Below are 20,967 nucleotides of genomic sequence, written 5' to 3'. Positions count from 1 at the left end.
TTTGTAATTAAACGGTCGTGTTAAATAAAGGCGTAAAATAATCTAATTAATTGAGGTATTGTCTGCGCAGCAAAAAAAAGGTTTAGGCGGGGTTAACGTATAACAGGGCTATTTTTTACCGGCATTGAAAAACGGTACACAGGCCATTGTGCTATCCCGTTGCGCCGTTTTACAGCGGTAACAGATAATAAGGAGATCGGACATGGTGGTTGCGGATTGTCACGTGATGGCGAAACCGAGCGGCGCGGTCTGCAATATTGATTGCACCTACTGCTTCTATCTTGAAAAAGCGGCGCTTTACCCGGAGCGCAATAAAAACTGGCGCATGACGGATGAGACGCTGGAGCAGTTTATCCGCCAGCATATCGCCGCGCAGCGTGACGAGCAGATTAATTTTGCCTGGCAGGGCGGCGAGCCGACACTGATGGGATTGTCGTTTTTCCAGCGCGTGGTGGCGCTGTGTAAGCAATACGCTAACGGCAGGAGAATGACACATACACTGCAAACCAACGGGATCCTGCTCAATGAGGCGTGGGCGGCTTTCTTCGCAGAAGAAAATTTTCTGATTGGCCTGTCGCTTGACGGCCCGGCACATCTGCATAACCAGTATCGGGTCAATCGCGCCGGAAAGGGGACGCACGCACAAACAATGGCGGCGATGGCGCTGCTGAAGGCACATAAGGTCGAATTCAATACCCTGACGGTGGTGGGCAAACATAACGTTGACCATGCGCGGGAAGTGTATGATTTTTTGCTGGCGGCGGGTTCCCGTTATATTCAGTTTATCCCGCTGGTGGAGCGGATAAGCATCAACGCGTCCAGCCGGTTGAAACTGGTGATGCCGGGGGAAAGCGCTGCGACGCTGGCGCCCTGGACGGTACCCGCCTGGCAGTACGGCGAGTTCCTTAATCAGATTTTTGATGTCTGGGTTCGTCGTGACGTAGATCGTGTCTATGTCCAGATGTTTGATCTCGCGCTGGCCGCCTGGATGGGGCAGCCTCCTGTGCTGTGCGTGCATGCAGAAACCTGCGGTCATGCGTTTGCGCTGGAAGCAAATGGCGATCTCTATAACTGCGACCATTATGTCTATCCGGAACACCTGCTGGGCAATATTCATCAACAGAGCATCCAGGCGATGAATAACAGCGAGCGGGCCATCGTTTTTGGCGAGGCGAAACGGGAGCGGTTAACCGCGGATTGTCGGCGCTGTGATTATCGCTTTGCCTGTCACGGTGGTTGTCCGAAACATCGTTTTGCAGTATCGCCGTCCGGCCTTCCCAGCCATAACTACCTTTGCGCGGGCTATCAACATTTTTTCCAGCATATCAGCCGCTATATGAATGTATGGCGCGAGCTGCTGGCTCAAGGTTATCCACCCTCCGCGATCATGCCGTGGCTGGCGCAGAACACGCCCAAAGCAGCCGAAGCGGTAGGGCGTAACGATCTGTGTCCGTGCGGAAGCGGAAAGAAATACAAGCGATGCTGCGGTTGACCGGCTCTGAAACGCCCGGAGAGACAAAAAGCGAAAAGCCTGCTCGAAAGCAGGCTTTTCTGAATTTGGCTCCTCTGACTGGACTCGAACCAGTGACATACGGATTAACAGTCCGCCGTTCTACCGACTGAACTACAGAGGAATCGGTTGATGGCGCGCATATTACTGATTTCCGCGCTTATGTCAAAACCCTTTTTGCATTCCGTGGTGTCGTTTGCAGAAAGCATAAGCAGTTTGCCGTTTTAACCAGCAGAAACCGTCGGGTTTGTTGCTTTTTTGCCATATTGCCGCGCTGGCGTAAGGCGAAAACCGGCGTATGATGCACGCGGGGCAAATGTTGCCAGCGTCGGCGGCGATAAAACCGAAGTTGTAATAAAGCGTTAAACCGCACCGGAAAGATTTTGCATAATCGTTGACCATTGCCCATCATCATAATTCTCACCTTCATCAAGTCATTGGGTCGATCTTGCAAACTTTACTCGTCAAACTACGGCGCGCCATTGAAGGCACAACGTGGTATCCAAAACGGCGCTCTTATCGGGTGCTGTTCTGGCGTGAAATCACGCCGCTGGCGGTGCCGATCTTTATTGAAAACCTCTGCGTGCTGCTGATGGGCGTGCTGAGCACCTTCCTGGTCAGCTGGCTGGGAAAAGAGGCGATGGCGGGCGTCGGGTTGGCCGATAGCTTTAATATGGTGGTGATCTCTTTCTTTGCCGCGGTCGATCTCGGCACCACGGTGGTGGTGGCCTTTAGTCTTGGCAAGCGCGACGGCGAGCGCGCCCGCGCGGCGACGCGCCAGTCGCTGGCGCTGATGACGGTGATGTCGCTGCTGCTGGTGGGGGTGATTGAGTTCTACGGCCACGTCATTATCGACGGCATTGCGGGCAGCGCCTCGCCGCAGGTGAAAGAGCTGGCGCTGAGCTATCTGCAAACCTCTGCCTGGAGCTATCCGGCGGCGGCGATCGCCCTGATCGGCAGCGGCGCGCTGCGCGGCGCAGGCAATACCAAGATCCCTATGCTGATTAACGGCGGCATGAATATCCTGAATATCGTTATCAGCGGCGTGCTGATCTACGGCTGCTTCTCCTGGGAAGGGCTGGGATTCGTCGGCGCCGGACTGGGGCTGACCATTTCACGCTATATCGGCGCCATCGGGGTGATCGTGGTGCTGATGGTGGGCTTTAATCCGGCGCTGCGTATTCCGCTGCGCAGCTACTTCAGCCGCTGGAACAGCAAAATCCTGATGGAGGTGCTGGGCATCGGCGTACCGGCCAGCATCGAGTCGGTGCTGTTTAACGGCGGCAAGCTGCTGACGCAGGTGTTTGTCGCCGGTATGGGCACCAGTGAAATCGCCGGCAACTTTATCGCTTTCTCTATCGCCTCGTTGATTAACCTGCCGGGCAACGCGCTCGGCTCCGCCTCCACCATTATCGTCGGCACGCGGCTGGGAAAAAACCAGATCGGACAGGCAACGCGCCAGCTGAAGCATATTTTCTGGCTGGCGACCTTCGGCCTGTGCGCGCTGGCCTTTCTCTCCGCGCCGTTCGCCGGACTGTTGGCGCGCTTCTATACGCGCGAAGAGGACGTGATCCAGGTGGTGAAGCATCTGGTCTGGCTGAACGCCGCCTGTATGCCGATTTGGGCCGCCTCATGGGTGCTGCCCGCCGGGCTAAAGGGCGCGCGCGACGCGCGTTACACCATGTATGTTTCGATGCTGAGCATGTGGGGGGCGCGCGTGGTGGCGGGCTACCTGCTGGGGATCGTGCTGGGCATGGGCGTCGTGGGCGTCTGGCTGGGGATGTTCCTCGACTGGCTGGTGCGCGGCATTTGTTTCTGGCGTCGACTGATCAGCGGCAAATGGCTGCAAAAATACCGGCCTGTGGCGAAGTAGAGCGCGACCTGACTTTACCGCGGCGGCAATATAATATTTTATGTCGCGGCAAAAAAAGCCCCGCACAGGCGGGGCTTTTTTCCGTCAGCCAGATTATTCCAGCGAAGAGAGCATATGACGCTGTTCTTGCCAGCGCGCCGCCACTTTTTCAGGATCGTGGATGTTAAAGGTGACGCCGGTCGCGACTTCGGCATAGTCAGAACGATGCACCATGATGTTGCCGATATCGATCTCAAATACCGCGAGATTCAGATCGGTCTGGTTTTCCGCGATCTGGATCGCGCGGCCACGCATCTCGATAATGCCTTTATCGTAGGCCAGCGCGACGGAGAGACGACCATCGCGGCGCAGATTTTCGCTGGTCTGCGAATCGGGCCAGAGCGCGACGCGCAACGTCTGACGGTCGATAGCGAACACTTCGCCCAGGCTGAGCTGGGCGGCATGCGGCCAGCCTTCGGCATCAACGGTGGAGAGACGCACCGCCTCGTTCACCGGCTGGGGCGTAATTTCGCCGCGCAGCCGGTTGAATACCGCTTCCGGTAATTCCACAATCGGTTCAGGACGGGTGTAAACCTCACTTTGACTTTCCATGATGCCTCCGTAACATTTTTTAAACGTACAGCACAGTATAGACGGTCGCGGCGAAGGCGAGCGTAGCGTCTCCGTCGCCGCTTGCGCTTTACAGGCGTCTGGACAGTAAGCGGGAAACCGGTTCAGCGCGGCCCGCTCGTTTTTATCGGTTTCTGTTATTTATGGCGCCAGGCGCTGACGACCCGTTGATCTATTCCGCCGCCTTTCTTTAAACTTCCGCTTTCGTGGCTTTTCCGCGCATGCGTTCGTACTTAACCTCTCTTTTTGCACGCTTTTTGCCAAAAATAGTTTTCCAGTCAAACTGTTACGCTACGTAACCGCCCTTGCGTTTTTGTGACGGCTGCTACACTTCTTAAATGTGGCTGGTAACGATTCAGCTCCCGTTCACCCAGGTAAAAAGCCTGTTTTTATCAGGCGATTTACCTTTTATAAAGGAGACAGCGTATGACAGAGCGTCCACAACATCCTCAGCAGGCGCAACAGCAAACCTGGCCCGGCAGCTTCCTGCAAATGCAGCCAAAACCCGATCACGGTGAAACCAGCTATAAAGGCTCCGGCCGCCTGAAAGGAAAAACCGCCGTGATTACCGGCGGCGATTCCGGGATCGGTCGCGCCGTGGCGATTGCCTATGCCCGCGAAGGTGCGGACGTGGTGATCGCCTATCTGGACGAGCATGACGACGCTAAAGATACCGCCAGGCTGGTGGAAGAGGCAGGGCAGAAAGCGCTGCTGATCGCCGGTGATATAACCGAGGCGGAACACTGCCGCCACATTGTGGCGCAGGCGGCTGAACGCTTCGGCAAAATCGATATCGTGGTGAATAACGCGGCGTATCAGATGACGCGCGAGTCGCTGGACGAGATCGGCGATGACGAATTCGATCGCACCATGAAAACCAATCTCTACGCCATGTTCCATATCTGTAAGGCGGCGGTGCCGCATATGCCTTCCGGCGGTTCGATTATCAATACCGCTTCGGTAAATGCCGATCAGCCGAAGCCGAAGCTGATCGCCTATTCAGCGACCAAAGCCGCCATCGTTAACTTTTCCGGCAGCCTTGCGGCCTTGCTGGCGGAGAAGGGCATTCGCGCCAACGCCGTCGCGCCAGGCCCGATCTGGACGCCGCTGATCCCGTCGACGATGCCGCCGGAACAGGTGGAAAGCTTTGGCGGTGAAGTGCCGCTGCAACGCATGGGACAGCCTGCCGAGCTGGCGTCCGCTTATGTGATGCTGGCGAGCGATGAAGCAAGCTATATCTCCGGCGCCACCATCGCCGTGACAGGCGGCGTCGCGGTCATTTAAGCGTGCGCAAGGAGGAATGATGAAAGCCTATCCTTTAAAGCTGACGACGCCGCTGGCGACGCATATCTTCGGCGGCCAGCGAATCCGACAGCAGCTTGGCAAAGCGGGCCTGCCTGAATCGCGCGTTGCCGAAACCTGGGAGATCAGCGACGTGGACGGCATGATCGCCTCCGTCACCAATGGCGAGCTGGCGGGTAAATCCCTGCGCGAGCTGACCGAACGCTATCCTGATGAAATGGTCGCGCCCGGCTGGCGCGGTCCGCATTTCCCGCTGCTCAGCAAATTTATTGACGGAACCGGCATGCTGCCGGTTCATCTGCACGCCAACGATGCGCTGGCGCAGAAACTGGAACAGCAGCCAAACGGTAAAACCGAAGCCTGGCATATTCTGTGGGCGGCGTCGGACGCCACCTGTCTGTTGGGCGTACGCGCGGGCGTCGATAATGCGCAGCTGAAGGCGGCGCTGCTGGCGGAAGATTATGATGCGGTGATGCATCGCGTGCCGGTGAAAACCGGCGATACCTTTTATGTGCCCGGCGGTCTGCTGCACAGCTTCGGCCCCGACACGCTGATCTATGAAATCGAGCAGACCTCCAATATCCAGCAGCACGCGATGCCGTGGAAAATGGAAGATGGCTCGCGTCTCTCCCGCGAAGAGTGGGAGAAAAATATCGATGCGCTGTTAGAGGAGCTGCGTCCTGAACTGCGCTGCGCGCCGCAGCGCGGACTTGAACGGCAAGAGAAAGATCTGACGCGGCTGTTCTGCTGTGCCGGGCCTTACTTCGCGCTGGAGCGCTGGCGCTTTAGCCAGCCGCAGCATTTTAGCTTCGACAGCGCGCGCATCCTCTCCAACCTCGGCGACCCGCTGACGGTTGAGGCGAACGGCGTCAGCGTTGAGTTAGGACGCGCCGAATCGCTGCTGCTGCCCGCCGCGCTGAAAGAGGCGACGCTGAGCGAGGCTGGCGAACTGCTGATTGGCTACGTGCCGGATCTGGCGCGTGACGTGGTGACGCCGCTGCGTCAGGCTGGCTATAACGAGGTGGAGATCGCTCGTCTGGGCGATCCGGAAGGAACGTTGCGTTAGGAGGTTTTATGCTGCCATACAGTATACAGGGGCAGGGTGAAACCACCTTTGTATTGATGCATTACCTGGGCGGCTCGCATCGCACCTGGTTCCCCACGCTGCCTTATCTCGATCGCGATTTTCGCTGCGTGGCGCTCAATACGCCGGGCTTTGGCGATGCGTCGGAAAGGGATGGCTATGATGTCGCTTCAATGGCGCGACAGGTTGACGAGACCATCAGGGCGCTGGGGCTGAAAAAGGTGACTCTGGTCGGCCACTCGATGACCGGCAAAGTAGCGCTGGCGCTGGCCGCTGAACAGCCCAATTATCTGGCGCGGCTGGTGCTGGTAGCGCCTTCGCCGCCGGGTCCGCAGCCGATGAGCGAAGAGGATCGTCAGGCGCAGGCGGCATATCAGGGGACACGGCAGGAGGCTGAAACCTTCGTCGACGGCGCCTGTTCTGCGCGTCTGCCGGATGCGCTGCGTGAGGTGGCCGTCGCCGATGCGCAACGCGCCAGCCTCGCGGCCTGGCACGCGTGGCCGCTGCACGGCAGCCGCGAAGACTGGCGTGACCGCATTGGCCGCCTTGAACTGCCCGCGCTGATGGTGCTGGGCAGTGAGGATGGCAATGTGCCGGGCGTCGAGGCGCAGCGGGAGATAATGCGCACGCATCTGCCGCAGGGCGAGCTGGAAATTATCGACGGCGCCGGGCATCTGATGCCGATGCAGACGCCGCAGGCGCTGGCAGAAAAGATGCTGGCCTTTGCGCGCCGCACGTTTTAGCAGTCGCGACGCGGGCTGCCTGTTAAAGGTCAGCAGGCACAGGCGCCAGAGCCGTTGTTAACATGGCCAGGAAGCAAAAGCTCGTTCAGGCAACGCTGAGCGGGCATTTCCCTGGTCGAGTCGGCGACAGGGTGCAGGTGCCGTATTCAGTCCAGCGCTCGCTGGCGCTATCGTTGCGCGCGCTTCATGGCGCGCGGGGCTGGGAGCGGTGGCGCTGGCCGCATTGATCCTGTGGTGGCGGGCGGGCATCGCGCACTGTCAGCGGCCGTCTGAAAAGAGAGGCCGTTTCTGAAAAGCGGCGAGGGCCCGGCGTGACAGGTTGCTTGCGGTGCGTAATGCAAAAAGCCCGCTCAGGTTTCCCTGAGCGGGCTTTTCTAAATATGGCTCCTCTGACTGGACTCGAACCAGTGACATACGGATTAACAGTCCGCCGTTCTACCGACTGAACTACAGAGGAATCGGTTAAGTGGCGCGAATATTACCGTCAGCTTACCGGGCTGTCAACAGTAAAAAAACTATTACTATTCAGTTGGCTAGCTTTGCAGCAATTCACGCCTGCGGCAGATCCTCCTGTAGCGGTTCCGCCTGCGGACGCAGACGTCCTAGTGGGTCCTGCCGGTAAAAATGGGTCATGCGTCGATAGAAAGAGGGAAAGCGCTGCGCCAGCAACTCAGGCGCGCTGAAAAAGTATTCTGACAGCACCGCAAAGCATTCAGCCGGATCGGTCGCGGCATAGGCGTCGATGGTGGCGGCGTTTTCGCCCACCAGATCGACTTCCTCCTGAATGGCTTCCATCGCGGCGTGCAGATCCTGTTCCCAGCTGGCCACCTCGCGCAGCGGGATCGCCGGCACGCCGTTGGTATAGCCGCTGCCGCGCGCGTCCAGCTTGTGCGCCACTTCATGAACAATCAGGTTGAAGCCGCTGAGATCGAATGAGTCCTGAATATCGAGCCAGTTGAGAATAATCGGCCCCTGCTGCCAGCTCTGGCCTGACTGCACGCTGCGATCGCTGTGCACCAGCCCGTCTTCATCCTGCCAGCTATCTTCAGCGACAAACGGCGCGGGATAGATCAGCACTTCATGAAATCCATCCAGCCACTCCAGCCCCAGCTTCAGCACCGGTAAACAGAACAGCAGAGCGATACGTGCATGATGCAGAGCGTCCAGCTCCAGACCGGCCAGCGGCACCAGCCGCTTGTGCTGCAAAAATCGCTGCGCCAGCTGAACCAGCGTCTGCTCTTCATCCGGCTGGAGTGACGCAAAGATGGGCGACGCCAGCGCCTGTTGCCAGGGCAAAGGCGCAGGAGAAACTTTTTCTTTCCACGGCCATTTGATCATCGCAATACTCACTCGGCGAAACGTTATTAACGGCGTACCATGCCGCAGCCCGACTTTTCACGCAACCGTTGAACGCGCTAAAGCGGAAAGACGTCACAGCCTGCGATCAGACGCGGCGAAATTCGATCACCCATACCCACGGATTCACTTCCCAACTGGTGCCGCCGTACTGTTTTTCCCAGGCTTTGCGGTAGGCCTCTTTCGGGGCGATCGATTCATGGTTCATGGTGAAAAAGTGGTTCAGGAAATGTGAATCGGTCTGCACGCCTTCCGCCATAACGTCATCATCGCTGATCTCCTGAATGCGCTCCGCGCGCACGCCGGTAATCAACAGATCGATGCGGCTGGCCCAGCGCGGCATATGGATGCCGGTCTGCCAGCCGAAGGTTTCGCTCTCCTCGTCATGCTGCTGCCCTAACTCGCGGCTGTCGGCGCGATACTGGCAATATTTCGCCTGACGGAAATTAGCGGGCGCGCGTTCATAGGCCTCCAGCTCCGCCGTCGGCACAATCGGGCCGCGCCAGGTTTCGCGCACCCACAGCCGATCGCCCGGCTGGCCATAAGGACACTGATAGCTCAGGTTCGCCATGCTCATCATCTTTTTGCCGTGGAGATAGTTGCTGGTCACGTCAACGACATAGCACCCTTCGTGATTATCCTGTCCGGGGCCGAAAGGCTGCGACTTCATAATCCGCCGGGTTTGAGTTTGCTGGCCTGCCAACAGGGCGCGCACGCGTTGTTCAGAGAACAGAATTGGCCTTTCTTTCATGATATACCTCGTTTTTCTTCTTTTCTTAAGTACCCGGTAATGACTGTGTGGAACAGGCAATAAGATAAATCCTAACATTACTCATGATAAAAGGGGGCAATCATTTCAATAATTATTCATGAGAACCCCTTATCAAACTGCACCGCCTGTCAGGGAAAAGGGGACTGACGTCTCCCCGTCAGAAAATATTACCGTTTACGATAAATGACATACGCGTCTCAGTGCTTTATTGTATATTTTTACAGTAGCTTACCTGGCTGTAATGCGCAGAGACACCGTTTTCGTTAATTAGTTTGACTTAAGTCACGACGGCAACAATATCGCACAGGCTGGTCGGACATGCAGTACTCCTGTTGTCTGATTTATGCATGCATCATTACGATTTCTTATATTTTTTAGGAGATATCCTGAGAGACGGGAAAAGAAGGATGTTGCATTGATGTTGTTATTTTGTAGGGTGGTCACTATAACTTGATGTAGATCGCAATTTTAATGAAAGACTTACACAAGTGACAATGTCGATGGCGTCATTACGTTGTCACAAAAGAACGGTATATCCGCAACAGATCTATCGCTCCACGCTTGTTTACCGTCTCGCCATTCAGCATCTCCGCTAATAATAAGAAGGAGTAGATGATGTCCCTGACACTCTGGCAATCCCGCTTTGAAAACTGGCTGCATACCTCCTGGCCGCAGGATGATAAGGCGCACGACATCGCGCATTTTCGTCGTGTCTGGAAAACCGCGCAGCATATTATGCAGGGCACCGAGGCGGACCCGCTGGTGGTGTTAACCGCCTGCTATTTTCACGATGTTGTCAACCTGCCGAAGAATCATCCGCAGCGGCATCTCGCCTCCAGCAAGGCGGCGGTGGAAACGCGCCGTATTCTGAGCGAAGATTTTATCGATTTTCCCGTTGAACTGCATAACGCCGTGGCCCACGCGATACAGGCGCACAGCTTCAGCGCCGGCATTAAGCCGGAAACGCTGGAAGCGCGCATTGTGCAGGATGCGGATCGGCTGGAATCGCTGGGCGCCATCGGGCTGGCGCGGGTGTTCTACACCTCAGGCGCGTTGGGCAGGGCGCTGTTCGACAGCGACGATCCGTTAGGACGCGATCGTCAACTGGATGATGCCAGCTGGACGCTGGATCACTTTCAGAAGAAGCTGCTGCGTCTGCCCGACACGATGCAGACCGCAGAAGGGAAACGTCTGGCGCAACACAACGTCGCGTTTCTGGTCACCTATATGGCTAAGCTGTGCGCCGAGCTGCAGGGCGATCTGGTTTCGCTGGATGAATCTGTATTGCGCGACTTTACGCCGGTGATGGATGAATATTAAATTTTTGTGACAGTATGTTAAATTCTATCCCGTTCCGCTACGTTGACCCAAACAACCAGGAGGAATGGTATGACTGACACGGTTAGCTTAACGATTAAAATTGATCCCGCCTTAAAAGAGACCCTGAAAACGTTGGCGCTGGAAAACCAGCTTTCGCTGAGTCAGGAAGTCAGCCAGCGTTTGCAAGCCAGCCTGTTGACTCAACCGCATCCGGCGATCGATTCCCAGCACACCCAGGAAGGCGTGCAGGAAACTTTCCCGGAGGCGGCGCAGGAAAGCGTGCCGGAAGCGGCGCAGGAAGATGAGGCGCCGCAGCTGACCAGCAGCGAACTGAAACAGATCCGTTCGCTGCTGAAGAAAAACAAAAAGAAGAAGTAGCTACAGACTGAACTGGCGCACGCTTTGCGAAAGGCGCTGCGCCTGTTGGATCAACGTTTGTGAGGCGAGGGCGCTTTGCTGCGACAGCGCTTCGTTCTCTTCCACCTGTTGCGCCATGCGCGCAATCTCCGCAGCGATCTTACCAACGCGCTGGCTTTGCGCCGCCGCGTTCTGCTCCAGCTCCGCTAACAGCACCACAACGCCCGACACCTCGGTGCGGATCTCGCCATAGAGCGCCTCCAGCGCCTGCACGCGTTCCGACCCGGTAGCGATATGCTGATGCGTATGCTGAATGCGGCGATCGATCTCGCGCGTGGAATGGCTGCTCTGGTTCGACAGCAGGCCAATCTCTTTAGCCACCACGGAAAAACCGCGTCCGTAGACGCCGGCATGCGCCGATTCGATCGCCGCATTCAGCGCCAGCATTCGCGTTTGCAACGACAACCCTTCCAGCAGATTGACGATGCCGGCGATTTCGCCGGAGGCCAGCACGATATCCTGCATATGCGTATCGACCTGACTCACCATTTCGCCGCAGCGCTGCGTCAGGCTGTCGGTATGCTGCACCTGTTGAGTGGCATGATGGGTAAAGCGGCTGCTGTTCTCTACCTCTTCAGCCATGCGCGACAGGCGCGCGGAGATATGGGCAAAGGCGCTGCTCTGCTGCTGATTGCTGTGGTTAAGCGTGTCGCTCTGCCGCACCATGCCTTCCGCGCTCTGCATCACCGCGTCAGCAATAGCGTTGATTTCGCGCACGATATGCTGCAATCCCTGCTGCATCTGCGTCATCGCCTGCCACAGCTGCGCCATCTCATGCGACTGGCGGCCGCGCTGCGCCAGCGGCTGATTCAAATTGCCGATGGCGATATGTTTCAGCTCGCTGGCCGCCTGATTCAGCGGCCGCAGCACGCCGCGCAGCAGCAGCCATCCCGCCGTCGCCAGCATCGCCAGCAACAGCAGCGAGAAGAACAGCAGCAGGTTGCGGCTTTCGGTCAGCGAATGCAGCGTCGCGTCGTTGGTTACGCCAGCCTGACGATCGGCCTCGGTCAGCGTGGCGCGCCATGCCTCGCTGAACTGCTGTTGAAACGCCTCCATCGGCACCATAAAAAAGCCGTCGATCGTGTTGTCGTTGAGGCTTTTCAGCTGCTCCTGCAACCCTTCCGTCAGCTGATTGAAGCTCTGCGACAGCGCGCTCTCCTTCGGCGCGCCGTAGCGGGAGAACAGCGACTGCGCCTCGGCCAACGCCGTCGCCGCGCTGGCTGCGAGCGGCTTCCAGCTGTCGACCGATCCGGTCTCCTTATCCTGCATAAACCAGATGCCGGCGCGATGGCTGTTGTCGCTGGCGGTCAGCAGCGCGACGCGCGCGTTTTCCAGCAGCGCCTGACGGGTATGCAGCTGCCGCGCGGTTTCCACCGTGGCGTGGCTGTGATTCACCGACAGGGTAATCATCAGCACGCTGGCGCACTGCAACAGGCAAAACAGAGCCAGAAAGGTCCAGAATCCGCCGCTGAGACTGAATAAAAAGGCGGGCAAGCGAAAAGCGGGACGACGCGCCAGGCGCGACAGACGCAGGGGAAGCACTGATAGTAGCGACATAATCCTTTCCAAAAAAATAAAAAGGAGTATTGGCGCGGCCGATGTCAATTTTGTGACAGCGGCCGCGCCGAAAGCAGTTTTAGTTTCTCTGGCTGAATTAAGACAAATCGCAGGCAGAAACGGCGAGGTTAATTTTCTTCATCGCCAGCATGGCGCGCATCCAGGGCTTGTCACTTCGCAAACCCGGCAAGGCGCGTCGCTAACTGATGGAGCGCCGGGTCAAACAGATGTTACACTTGCGCCACTTTTTTCCTGAACAGCAAAGTTATGAGCGAATTTGACGAACTGGCGCCGCCGCTGGCGCAACAGGCGCAGGCTGATGCGCAGAAAAAGCGCATTGAGGATATGCAGCTACTAGAAAAGGTGCTGGCGGTATACGATCGGAAAACCGTGGCGGCCCGTTTGCGCCAGCTCGGCCAGTATGAATGGACGCGCGAATCGCTCACTCGCTGGCAAAACGGCCAGGGTCAGTCGCGTTTGCTGACTGATGAAGAAACAGCGCAGCTGCGGCAGATGCTGCCCGCGCCGCCCGCGCATCATCCCAACTATGCTTTTCGCTTTATCGATCTTTTCGCCGGCATCGGCGGCATTCGCAGCGGCTTTGAAGCGATCGGCGGCCAGTGCGTATTTACCAGCGAATGGAACAAACATGCGGTGCGCACCTATAAAGCTAACTGGTACTGTGATGAACAGCAGCACCGCTTTAATCAGGATATCCGCGACGTCACGTTAAGTCAGCGCGCCGACGTCGATGAGCAGACCGCCTGGCGGCATATCGATGAGACGGTTCCCGATCATGACGTGCTGCTGGCGGGCTTTCCCTGCCAGCCTTTTTCGCTGGCCGGCGTTTCCAAAAAAAACGCGCTGGGCCGTGCGCACGGTTTCGCCTGCGAGGCGCAGGGCACGCTCTTTTTCGATGTGGCGCGCATTATCGCCGCCAAGAAGCCAGCCATCTTCGTGCTGGAGAACGTGAAGAATCTGAAAAGCCACGATAAGGGCAACACCTTCCGCATTATAATGCAGACGCTGGATGAGCTGGGCTATGAGGTGGCGGACGCCGATGCCGTCGGGCCAGACCCGAAAATCATCGATGGCCAGCATTTTCTGCCGCAGCACCGTGAACGCATTGTGCTGGTGGGCTTTCGCCGCGAGCTGGGGCTGAAGCCGGGCTTTACGCTGCGCGATATCGCCCGCTACTGGCCGCAGCGTCGTCGTACGCTGGCGGAGCTGCTGGAGCCGCAGGTCGATGAAAAATATATCCTGACGCCGACGCTCTGGAAGTATCTCTATAACTATGCGCGTAAGCATCAGGCGCGCGGCAACGGCTTCGGCTTTGGCCTGTTCGATCCTGCCAGCACGCACGGCGTGGTGCGCACCCTTTCGGCGCGCTATTACAAAGATGGCTCGGAGATCCTGATCGACCGCGGTTGGGATCGCGCCCTCGGCGAGGCGGATTTCGATCATCCCGATAATCAGCAGCGGCGGCCACGGCGGCTGACGCCGCGCGAATGCGCCCGGCTGATGGGTTTCGAGACGCCGGAAGGCCAGCCGTTCCGCATTCCGGTATCCGATACGCAGGCCTATCGCCAGTTCGGCAACTCGGTGATTGTGCCGGTCTTTGCCGCCGTGGCGCAGCTGCTGCGGCCCTGGATCGCCGAGGCGGTAAGCAAGCGATAATCAGCGTCGCCTTCAGTCAGTTAACAGCTCATAGCTGATGCGCATGCCGTTCTTCACTTTGATTTTCCGCAGCGCCAGCGCGCCGATCGCGCCGCTGTGGGGGACATGCGTGCCGCCGCAGGCGAAGGGGCGATAGTCGCCAATGGTCACGGTGCGGATCTGCGCCTGCTGCGGGATCTTATCCGCCAGTTCGGGACGCAGCGCGGCGATATCGCTAAATGAACCGGCGCCGATGCGAACAGGCAGCGAAGCGGCGATGGCGGCCTCGACCTGCTGCTGCACCAGTCGTAAAAAACGTTCCGCGTCGTCAGCCAGTTCGCCCTGAAACGCCACGTACGCGCCCGGCAAAAAGTGGTGGCCCTTGTCGGGAATGAGGCCGGGACGCAGCGTTTCCACCACATGCGAAATCAGATGCCCGGCGCTGTGCGAGCGTGACGCCATCAGACGAAAGGGCGCATCGATAGCCAGCCGCAGCGGCGCTTCAGGTTTAAGGTTATCCGGCAGATCCGTCAGGTAGTGGCGCACCGCGCCGTCGCGTTGCAGCGCCAGCTGGCACGTCAGCGTTTGTTCGCCCAGCGTCAGCGTGCCGCGGTCGGACATCCGGCCGCCGCCCTGCGGATAAAAACCGTGCGGTCGACGGCGATCCAGTTTCCCTTTTCATCCTCTCCCCAGGCGGTAATTTTCGCGTCGCAGCGCGTCGTCTCAGGACCGGTATGGCATAGCAGGTGCGTCATCTCTCTTCTCCTCAACAAAAAATTCAGTTTGGCAGTTTGCGCAACGGTTGGCTTGTAAATTATTGCGGCAGACGCAGCGGCGGTTTGCCGGTTTCTCCCGACGGCGCATACACTGTTAACAGACAACAAGGAGATATTGCTATGGCCGATGTGCATTCCGCCGCCGTACGCAGCAAAAATATGCGCGCGATCCGCACGCGCGATACTGCCATTGAACAGCGTCTGGGCGAGCTGCTGACCGATCGCGGCTTTCACTACCGGGTACAGGATAAGAATCTGGCGGGACGGCCCGATTTTGTCCTTGATGAACAGCGGGCGATTATTTTTGTTCACGGCTGTTTCTGGCATCACCATCATTGCTATCTGTTTAAGGTGCCCGCCACCCGCACCGCATTCTGGATGGGAAAGATAGGCAGCAACGTGGAGCGCGACCGACGGCATATCGCCCAGCTGACGCAGCAGCAGTGGAAAGTGCTGGTGGTTTGGGAATGCGCGCTGCGCGGCAAACTGAAGCTGGATGACGAGGCGATGATCAGCCGCCTGGAAGAGTGGCTCCTGGCGAGCGACAGCAACGCCGCTATCGATCACCAGGGAATGCATCCGTTAACGCTGCCGACCGGGTAAGGCCGGCTTTTTCACAGGTAAACGGATTATCTGTCGTTTTCTTCGGTGACGGCGCGGCGCTCAGGGAACAACGTTTTGCCCAGCGTCACCAGCACCACGGCGAAGATGATCACCGCCAGCGCCAGCCATTCGCGCGGGGAAAGCGTTTCGCCGCCGAATGAGGTGCCGAGCAGCACCGCTACCACCGGATTAACGTAGGCGTAGCTGGTGGCGATCGCCGGCGAGACGTTGCGGATCAGATACATATAGGCGTTGATGGCGATAATCGAGCCGAACAGCATCAGGTAGCCTAACGACAGGAAACCTTGAAGATCGGGCAGCGCACTCAAGCGTTCGCCGCTCAGCGCGCTGGCCAACAGCAGCGCCGCGCCCGCCGCCAGCATCTCAATTGCGCCCGCCATCGCCCCCTGCGGCAGCAGGATGCGCGACCCCAACACCGAACCGAATGCCCAGCTGAGCGCCGCAATCAGCACTAAAATCGCGCCCTGTGGATTGCCCGCCAGGTGGCCGCCGCTGTTCAGCAGCATAATGCCCGCCAGCCCGACCAGAATGCCAAGCCATTCGATTTTTCGCGTGCGAATGCCGAACAGACGGCTGAAGCACATCGCAAACAGCGGCACCGTCGCCACCATCACCGCCGCCAGGCCGGAGGGCACCTGCTGATGTTCCGCCAGCGTCACCAGACCGTTGCCGACCGCCAGCAGCAGCAGACCGATCAGGCCCGCATTCAGCGCGGCCCGACGTCCCGGCAGCGGCTGTCCGCGCCAGCGCAGGAACGCCAGCAGAATCAGCCCGGCCAGCGAAAAGCGCAGCCCCGCCAGCATCATCGGCGGCCAGCTCTCCACGCCGAGGCGAATGGCGAAATAGGTAGAACCCCAGACAATATATAAAGTAAACAGCGCCAGCGCTAAGGGCAGCGGCGCGGCAGCGGAACGCGACATTTTTTCAATCCGTCTGTAATAAAAGGCTTTTAATCTGCCATGATCCTGGCAAAATTACCTGCTTTTTTGCCGGGGCCGCCGTGTGATTTGGCGCAAAGTTTGCCAAAGCGAACCATAATTGCTTAGATCGCTGTTTTAGCCTGAACACTCTGGGGAGAGCATGGCCAGCATTAAGCTGACGGTACGGCGACTCTATAAGCTACAAGGAGAGCGCATGGTCAACACGCGCGCGACGGCGCGGGTGTATGTTGGCGATACGCTGGTGGCGACGGAAGAGATCACCGGCATGACGGAAAGCGCGGTCAGTAAATATCTGCACCATCATGCCGGAGAAGGGCCGGTGCGCGTTGAGTGGGACTGTGAAGGGATAGCTGATATGGCGGTCAGCGAGATACAGGTTTGCCCCTGTTGTCAGCATGATGAACTGTAATATAAGGAATTTAACTTGGCTGGAAGTAGCTTACTGACATTGCTTGATGATATTGCGACGTTGCTGGATGACATTTCCGTTATGGGCAAGGTCGCCGCGAAGAAAACCGCAGGCGTGCTGGGCGACGATCTGTCGCTGAACGCGCAGCAGGTGTCGGGCGTTAAGGCGAACCGCGAACTGCCGGTGGTCTGGGGCGTCGCGAAAGGATCGTTTTTAAATAAGCTGATCCTGGTGCCGCTGGCGTTGGTGATCAGCGCCTTCGCGCCCTGGGCGATTACGCCGTTGCTGATGATCGGCGGCGCTTATCTCTGTTATGAAGGCGTGGAAAAGGTGATGCACAGCCTGCATCGCGATAAGAACGCCGAATCGCCGGAGGCGCGGCAGCTGCGGCTGAAGAAGCTGGTGGAGCAGGACCCGGCTGGCTATGAGAAAAAGAAAATCAAAGGCGCGGTGCGCACCGATTTTATTCTCTCGGCGGAAATCGTCGCCATCACCCTGGGCATTGTGTCCGACGCGCCGCTGCTGAACCAGGTGATCGTTCTGGCAGGCATCGCCATTCTGGTGACTATCGGCGTTTACGGCATCGTGGCGGGCATCGTTAAGCTGGACGATCTCGGCTACTGGCTGAGCGAGAAATCGTCGGCGGTGGCGCAGGGCATCGGCAGGATGCTGCTGGTGGCGGCGCCCTGGCTGATGAAAATCTTGTCGGTGGTCGGCACGCTGGCGATGTTTTTGGTGGGCGGCGGCATCGTGGTGCATGGCGTTCCGGCGCTGCATCACGCCATTACCCATTTCAGCGAAGGCTTTGGCGGCTTCATCGCCACGCTGCTGGAAAACGGCGCCAACCTGGTTATCGGCTTCATCATTGGGTCGATCGTGCTGTTGGCGGTAAATCTGATTGCGAAGCTGCGCGCTTAAGGTATAAAGAGCGGCGAAATTTGATTAACGGGAGCATGCCATGAACGACGATATGTTTGAGTTTGATATTGACGCCCAGCTGGAAGAGGCGCAGGCCAACGCGGAAAAGAAAGCGAGCGAACTGCCTGAGCTGATGGATGACGAAGCGGACTGCGAAGGCTGCAAAATCTGAATTTAAGCCGGGATCGGCTGGCGACGGTCGTGATCAAAACGCGCAAAAACGGACTCAGGTCCGTTTTTTTATGCCCTTTTTTCAGTGGGCTATAAATATTAAACGGCAGCGTCAATTTTTACGCGCTTTGTTTATATTCCTTATTTTTCACTGGCTGTTGCGTGTCAGCTCCGGCTTTTTATCTGCGCTGGAGGAAAATCCAGGTGCTGCCTGCTATACATAATGGGTGCTTTTTAACCTAACTAAGGAGGCCGCGTTATGTTTATCAGCGTCAGCGATGAAGTGAAGCATAAAGAGGGTGGTCAAACCATGATCGTCACTGGCATCGCCAGCGGAATGGTTGAGTGTCGCTGGTACGATGGCTACAGCGTCCGCCGCGAAGCGTTCCGTGAAGAAGAACTTTCTCCCGTGAACATTTCCCGTCAGCTCGCCAGCTAAATCCCTTTCCTGCGTGCCCGCCGGTCTTGACTGGCGGGCGACGATTTTGTACATTTGGTTCATTATTACGCATTTTTCGCGTTTTGGCGCGCTATTGATGAACCAGGTGAACTATGTCAGAAGAAACGTATCGTCAGGCTTTTTCCGCCAGGCTTATCGAAGCCTGCAATCGCAAAGGGCTGGAAGCGCATGGGCGCGGCGTCGCCCTGGCGCGCGCGCTGGCGGTAACGCCGCGCGCGGTGGGCAAATGGCTGAACGGCGAGGCGCTGCCGCGCGACGGCAAGATCCAGGCGCTGGCCGACTATCTTGACGTGAGCCGCGAATGGCTACAGCTGGGATCGACGCGGCTGGATAACAACGTGCGCAGCGTTACCCAGGCGCCCGCTATGCGCTGCTATCCGCTGATCAGCTGGGTCAGCGCCGGGCTCTGGAGCGAAGCGGTCGAACCCTGGTCGCGCGCGGAGATCGACCGCTGGCCCGCCACCACGCGCCACGTCAGCGAAAACAGCTTCTGGCTGGAGGTGAAAGGCGATTCGATGACGTCGCCGGTCGGCCTGAGCATCCCGGAAGGGATGATGATTCTGGTCGATCCCGATATCCCCGCCACATCAGGCAAGCTGGTGGTTGCCAGGCTAATCAACGCCAACGAAGCGACCTTTAAGCGCTATATCGAAGATGGCGGGCGCAAATACCTTAAGCCGTTGAATCCCGAATATAAAATGCAGGAAATTCATGATGATTGCCGCATCATCGGCGTGGTGGTGGAAGCAAAATGGGAAAATTTAGGTTAAGCGATCTCATTAACAAAATGAACTAATTGTTCTTGTTATTTATGTACTATTGGTTCATTATTAATTCATCCTTTTATCGCTGGGAGAAGAGGGATGGAGATGTTAATGAACGCGCTGTTGTTACTGTTAGGCATCGTGAAGGGCTGTGTGACCCGCCTGACGCTACAGGAGTGGGGCTATCTGCTGGGCGTGGCCTTCGCCATGCTGCGCGGCGGTATGATGTGGTATGACAACCGCACGGAACAGCGCCGTCGCACCGCCATATTTGAGCGCTATACCCGTCAGATGGCGCAGCGCGGCGTGCGGCAGGCGTGGAAGAAGCTGCGCCGCATTGAAACCAAATCGCCCGCGCAAAATCGTCCAAAAGAGTAGGGAAGCCGCTTATGCCTGCGCCCAATAAGAAGCCCGCCTTGATAGCGGGCTTCTTTATTCCGGTAGGAGGCGGCTCGCTTTGCCGTCGTCTTACACCTTGCCCTGGTTATCCTCTTCCACCGCCTGATAGATACGCTGCAAAATATCGGGGAAGGCGGACTGGACGCGGCTCCAGCTGGGGATAAACGGCTTATCGTTAGGCCGCTCCATAAACGCCAGTCCGGCATCCAGGATCGCCTGAGTGAACATCTCGACCGCCGCTTCCTCGCTGTGCTGATCGAAATGCAGCCCGTTCATGCTCGCCTCGTGGCTGTAAATTTCCATCATATCGAGCGCGTTGCGGTAGTAGGTCGCCTTCAGCACGCGGAAGGAGTCGCTGGTCAGGTTCACGCCCATGGTCGCCAGCTTGCGCATCAGCGACTGCACAATATCGTTGCTCATGCGACGCAGGCCGCCGGTGCCGTCCTCTTCCGACAGCGGCTGATGTTTATGATCGTAGTTATGGGCGATCTCGACCTGACAGGTCTGCCGCGTGGTGTAGTTGCGGTAGATCTCCGACAGCACGCCGATTTCCAGACCCCAGTCGCCGGGGATTTTAATGCCGTTCAGCACGTGGGTGCGCATGGCGAACTCGCCGGAGAGCGGATAGCGGAAGCTGGTGAGGTAGTCGAGATAATCGGAATGCCCATACACCTGCTGCAAAGAGCGCAGCAGCGGTCCTACCAGCAGGCGGCCCACGCGCCCGTTGAGTTTGTTGTTCGCGACGCGCGCATAGAAGCCTTTACAGAACTCATACTGAAACGCCGGATTCGCCAGCGGATAGAGCAGGCGCGCCAGCATGCCGCGCTCATAGGTGACGATATCGCAGTCGTGCAGCGCGACGCAGCTGCTGCGGTCTGAAGCGAGCGTATAGCCGGTACAAAACCAGACGTTGCGGCCTTTGCCCGGCTGCGTGGGCGACAGGCCCTCTTTATCCAGCTCTGCATCGATCGCCTTCAGGCGCGGACCGTCGTTCCACAAAATACGGTGGCGCTGCGGCAGGCGTGAAAAGAAGTCGCGCGCGAAAAGAAACTGATCGCGATCGGCGCGATCGAGCCCAATAACGATTTCCTCCAGGTAGGGCACTTTCGCCAGCTCATCAACAATATGGCTCAGCGCCGGGCCTTCCAGTTCGGAAAACAGCGACGGCAGAATCAAACCCATCTTGCGTTTACGCGCAAACTGTACCATCTCACTTTCCAGCGCCTCGGTTGAGCGGCCGGTCAGGTTATGAAAATTCGTTATGACACCGTTCTGGAAAAAATCACTCATATCTGGCTCCACATAA

25 protein-coding genes and 2 tRNA genes are annotated in these 20,967 nt (G+C 57.8%); 16 read left to right on the top strand and 11 right to left on the bottom strand.

Annotation, left to right across the window (positions count from 1 at the left end):
• The first annotated feature begins 202 nt into the window (after nt 1-202).
• Nucleotides 203-1,492 carry an anaerobic sulfatase maturase gene (locus C2E16_RS13285; protein ID WP_038625350.1) on the top strand — a complete coding sequence of 430 codons (1,290 nt, stop codon included), beginning with the start codon at nt 203-205 and terminating at the stop codon, nt 1,490-1,492.
• A 66-nt stretch (nt 1,493-1,558) separates the two neighbouring features.
• Here the strand turns inward: C2E16_RS13285 and C2E16_RS13280 are convergent.
• A tRNA-Asn gene (locus C2E16_RS13280) sits at nt 1,559-1,634 on the bottom strand.
• Nucleotides 1,635-1,670: 36 nt separating this feature from the next.
• A complete protein-coding gene (locus tag C2E16_RS20595; RefSeq protein WP_133052076.1) occupies nt 1,671-1,925 on the bottom strand; it encodes a hypothetical protein in 255 nt (84 codons plus the stop codon).
• Between the two features lie 33 nt (nt 1,926-1,958).
• Here C2E16_RS20595 and C2E16_RS13275 point away from each other — a divergent pair, with 33 nt between their 5' ends.
• Nucleotides 1,959-3,383 (top strand): EmmdR/YeeO family multidrug/toxin efflux MATE transporter, encoded by a 1,425-nt coding sequence (locus tag C2E16_RS13275; RefSeq protein WP_038625351.1) that lies wholly within the window; start codon nt 1,959-1,961, stop codon nt 3,381-3,383.
• Nucleotides 3,384-3,476: 93 nt separating this feature from the next.
• On the opposite strand, the gene C2E16_RS13270 is transcribed toward C2E16_RS13275, so the two are convergent.
• The gene (locus C2E16_RS13270) at nt 3,477-3,974 is read right to left on the bottom strand and encodes a pyridoxamine 5'-phosphate oxidase family protein (protein ID WP_052133882.1); all 498 of its coding nucleotides are present in this window, start codon (nt 3,972-3,974) and stop codon (nt 3,477-3,479) included.
• Between the two features lie 444 nt (nt 3,975-4,418).
• Here C2E16_RS13270 and C2E16_RS13265 point away from each other — a divergent pair, with 444 nt between their 5' ends.
• The 3 genes from C2E16_RS13265 to C2E16_RS13255 are packed head-to-tail and all read left to right on the top strand — an operon-like array spanning nt 4,419 to nt 7,121.
• Nucleotides 4,419-5,276 (top strand): glucose 1-dehydrogenase, encoded by an 858-nt coding sequence (locus C2E16_RS13265; RefSeq protein ID WP_038625352.1) that lies wholly within the window; start codon nt 4,419-4,421, stop codon nt 5,274-5,276.
• Nucleotides 5,277-5,295: 19 nt separating this feature from the next.
• Entirely contained in the window at nt 5,296-6,360 is a 1,065-nt protein-coding gene (locus C2E16_RS13260; RefSeq protein ID WP_084970606.1) for a class I mannose-6-phosphate isomerase, read from the top strand.
• An 8-nt stretch (nt 6,361-6,368) separates the two neighbouring features.
• A complete protein-coding gene (locus C2E16_RS13255; protein ID WP_084970607.1) occupies nt 6,369-7,121 on the top strand; it encodes an alpha/beta fold hydrolase in 753 nt (250 codons plus the stop codon).
• A gap of 381 nt (nt 7,122-7,502) precedes the next feature.
• On the opposite strand, the gene C2E16_RS13250 is transcribed toward C2E16_RS13255, so the two are convergent.
• The 3 genes from C2E16_RS13250 to C2E16_RS13240 form a co-directional block, all read right to left on the bottom strand.
• A tRNA-Asn gene (locus C2E16_RS13250) sits at nt 7,503-7,578 on the bottom strand.
• A gap of 92 nt (nt 7,579-7,670) precedes the next feature.
• Complete coding sequence (gene mtfA / locus C2E16_RS13245) at nt 7,671-8,459, bottom strand: DgsA anti-repressor MtfA (protein ID WP_038625355.1); 789 nt, start codon at nt 8,457-8,459, stop codon at nt 7,671-7,673.
• A gap of 106 nt (nt 8,460-8,565) precedes the next feature.
• Nucleotides 8,566-9,228: an ASCH domain-containing protein gene (locus tag C2E16_RS13240; RefSeq protein ID WP_038625356.1), complete on the bottom strand. Its 663-nt coding sequence runs from the start codon at nt 9,226-9,228 to the stop codon at nt 8,566-8,568.
• Nucleotides 9,229-9,864: 636 nt separating this feature from the next.
• Between C2E16_RS13240 and C2E16_RS13235 the strand changes: the two genes are divergently transcribed.
• Nucleotides 9,865-10,569 (top strand): phosphohydrolase, encoded by a 705-nt coding sequence (locus C2E16_RS13235; protein ID WP_038625357.1) that lies wholly within the window; start codon nt 9,865-9,867, stop codon nt 10,567-10,569.
• A gap of 69 nt (nt 10,570-10,638) precedes the next feature.
• Complete coding sequence (locus C2E16_RS13230) at nt 10,639-10,947, top strand: hypothetical protein (RefSeq protein ID WP_038625358.1); 309 nt, start codon at nt 10,639-10,641, stop codon at nt 10,945-10,947.
• Here C2E16_RS13230 and C2E16_RS13225 read toward each other — a convergent pair whose 3' ends face one another.
• The gene (locus C2E16_RS13225; RefSeq protein ID WP_081981765.1) at nt 10,948-12,543 is read right to left on the bottom strand and encodes a methyl-accepting chemotaxis protein; all 1,596 of its coding nucleotides are present in this window, start codon (nt 12,541-12,543) and stop codon (nt 10,948-10,950) included.
• Between the two features lie 267 nt (nt 12,544-12,810).
• Between C2E16_RS13225 and C2E16_RS13220 the strand changes: the two genes are divergently transcribed.
• Entirely contained in the window at nt 12,811-14,220 is a 1,410-nt protein-coding gene (locus C2E16_RS13220; RefSeq protein ID WP_084970608.1) for a DNA cytosine methyltransferase, read from the top strand.
• Between the two features lie 12 nt (nt 14,221-14,232).
• Here C2E16_RS13220 and C2E16_RS13215 read toward each other — a convergent pair whose 3' ends face one another.
• On the bottom strand, nt 14,233-14,820 hold the full coding sequence (locus C2E16_RS13215; protein WP_084970609.1) for an alanyl-tRNA editing protein: 588 nt from the start codon (nt 14,818-14,820) through the stop codon (nt 14,233-14,235).
• Complete coding sequence (locus C2E16_RS20875; RefSeq protein ID WP_156462405.1) at nt 14,799-14,954, bottom strand: hypothetical protein; 156 nt, start codon at nt 14,952-14,954, stop codon at nt 14,799-14,801. Before C2E16_RS20875 ends, C2E16_RS13215 begins: the two co-directional genes overlap by 22 nt.
• A gap of 141 nt (nt 14,955-15,095) precedes the next feature.
• Between C2E16_RS20875 and C2E16_RS13210 the strand changes: the two genes are divergently transcribed.
• A complete protein-coding gene (locus C2E16_RS13210) occupies nt 15,096-15,578 on the top strand; it encodes a very short patch repair endonuclease (RefSeq protein ID WP_038625363.1) in 483 nt (160 codons plus the stop codon).
• A 26-nt stretch (nt 15,579-15,604) separates the two neighbouring features.
• Here C2E16_RS13210 and yedA read toward each other — a convergent pair whose 3' ends face one another.
• The gene (yedA, locus tag C2E16_RS13205; protein WP_084970610.1) at nt 15,605-16,519 is read right to left on the bottom strand and encodes a drug/metabolite exporter YedA; all 915 of its coding nucleotides are present in this window, start codon (nt 16,517-16,519) and stop codon (nt 15,605-15,607) included.
• Nucleotides 16,520-16,679: 160 nt separating this feature from the next.
• Between yedA and C2E16_RS13200 the strand changes: the two genes are divergently transcribed.
• The 7 genes from C2E16_RS13200 to C2E16_RS13180 all read left to right on the top strand — a co-directional run bounded on the left by C2E16_RS13200 (nt 16,680) and on the right by C2E16_RS13180 (nt 19,640).
• Complete coding sequence (locus tag C2E16_RS13200; protein ID WP_038625366.1) at nt 16,680-16,949, top strand: hypothetical protein; 270 nt, start codon at nt 16,680-16,682, stop codon at nt 16,947-16,949.
• Between the two features lie 15 nt (nt 16,950-16,964).
• The gene (locus tag C2E16_RS13195; protein ID WP_038625368.1) at nt 16,965-17,867 is read left to right on the top strand and encodes a DUF808 family protein; all 903 of its coding nucleotides are present in this window, start codon (nt 16,965-16,967) and stop codon (nt 17,865-17,867) included.
• Nucleotides 17,868-17,907: 40 nt separating this feature from the next.
• Nucleotides 17,908-18,039, top strand: coding sequence for a hypothetical protein (locus C2E16_RS21180; protein WP_257152224.1), 132 nt, complete (start codon nt 17,908-17,910; stop codon nt 18,037-18,039).
• Complete coding sequence (locus tag C2E16_RS20870; protein ID WP_133052077.1) at nt 18,005-18,262, top strand: hypothetical protein; 258 nt, start codon at nt 18,005-18,007, stop codon at nt 18,260-18,262. The genes C2E16_RS21180 and C2E16_RS20870 overlap by 35 nt, the downstream gene beginning before the upstream one ends.
• 35 nt (nt 18,263-18,297) lie before the next feature.
• Complete coding sequence (locus tag C2E16_RS13190; RefSeq protein WP_038625370.1) at nt 18,298-18,477, top strand: YodC family protein; 180 nt, start codon at nt 18,298-18,300, stop codon at nt 18,475-18,477.
• 113 nt (nt 18,478-18,590) lie between these two features.
• Complete coding sequence (locus tag C2E16_RS13185) at nt 18,591-19,268, top strand: LexA family protein (protein WP_038625372.1); 678 nt, start codon at nt 18,591-18,593, stop codon at nt 19,266-19,268.
• Nucleotides 19,269-19,373: 105 nt separating this feature from the next.
• Nucleotides 19,374-19,640, top strand: a complete 267-nt coding sequence (locus tag C2E16_RS13180) for a hypothetical protein (protein ID WP_038625374.1) — start codon at nt 19,374-19,376, stop codon at nt 19,638-19,640.
• Between the two features lie 90 nt (nt 19,641-19,730).
• On the opposite strand, the gene C2E16_RS13175 is transcribed toward C2E16_RS13180, so the two are convergent.
• Entirely contained in the window at nt 19,731-20,951 is a 1,221-nt protein-coding gene (locus C2E16_RS13175) for a glycosyltransferase family protein (protein WP_038625376.1), read from the bottom strand.
• Nucleotides 20,952-20,967: the final 16 nt, after the last annotated feature.

Source organism: Mixta calida (assembly GCF_002953215.1).
In the GTDB taxonomy this organism is placed as follows: Bacteria; Pseudomonadota; Gammaproteobacteria; order Enterobacterales; family Enterobacteriaceae; genus Mixta; species Mixta calida.
This window is presented reverse-complemented; position numbering and strand designations above follow the sequence as displayed.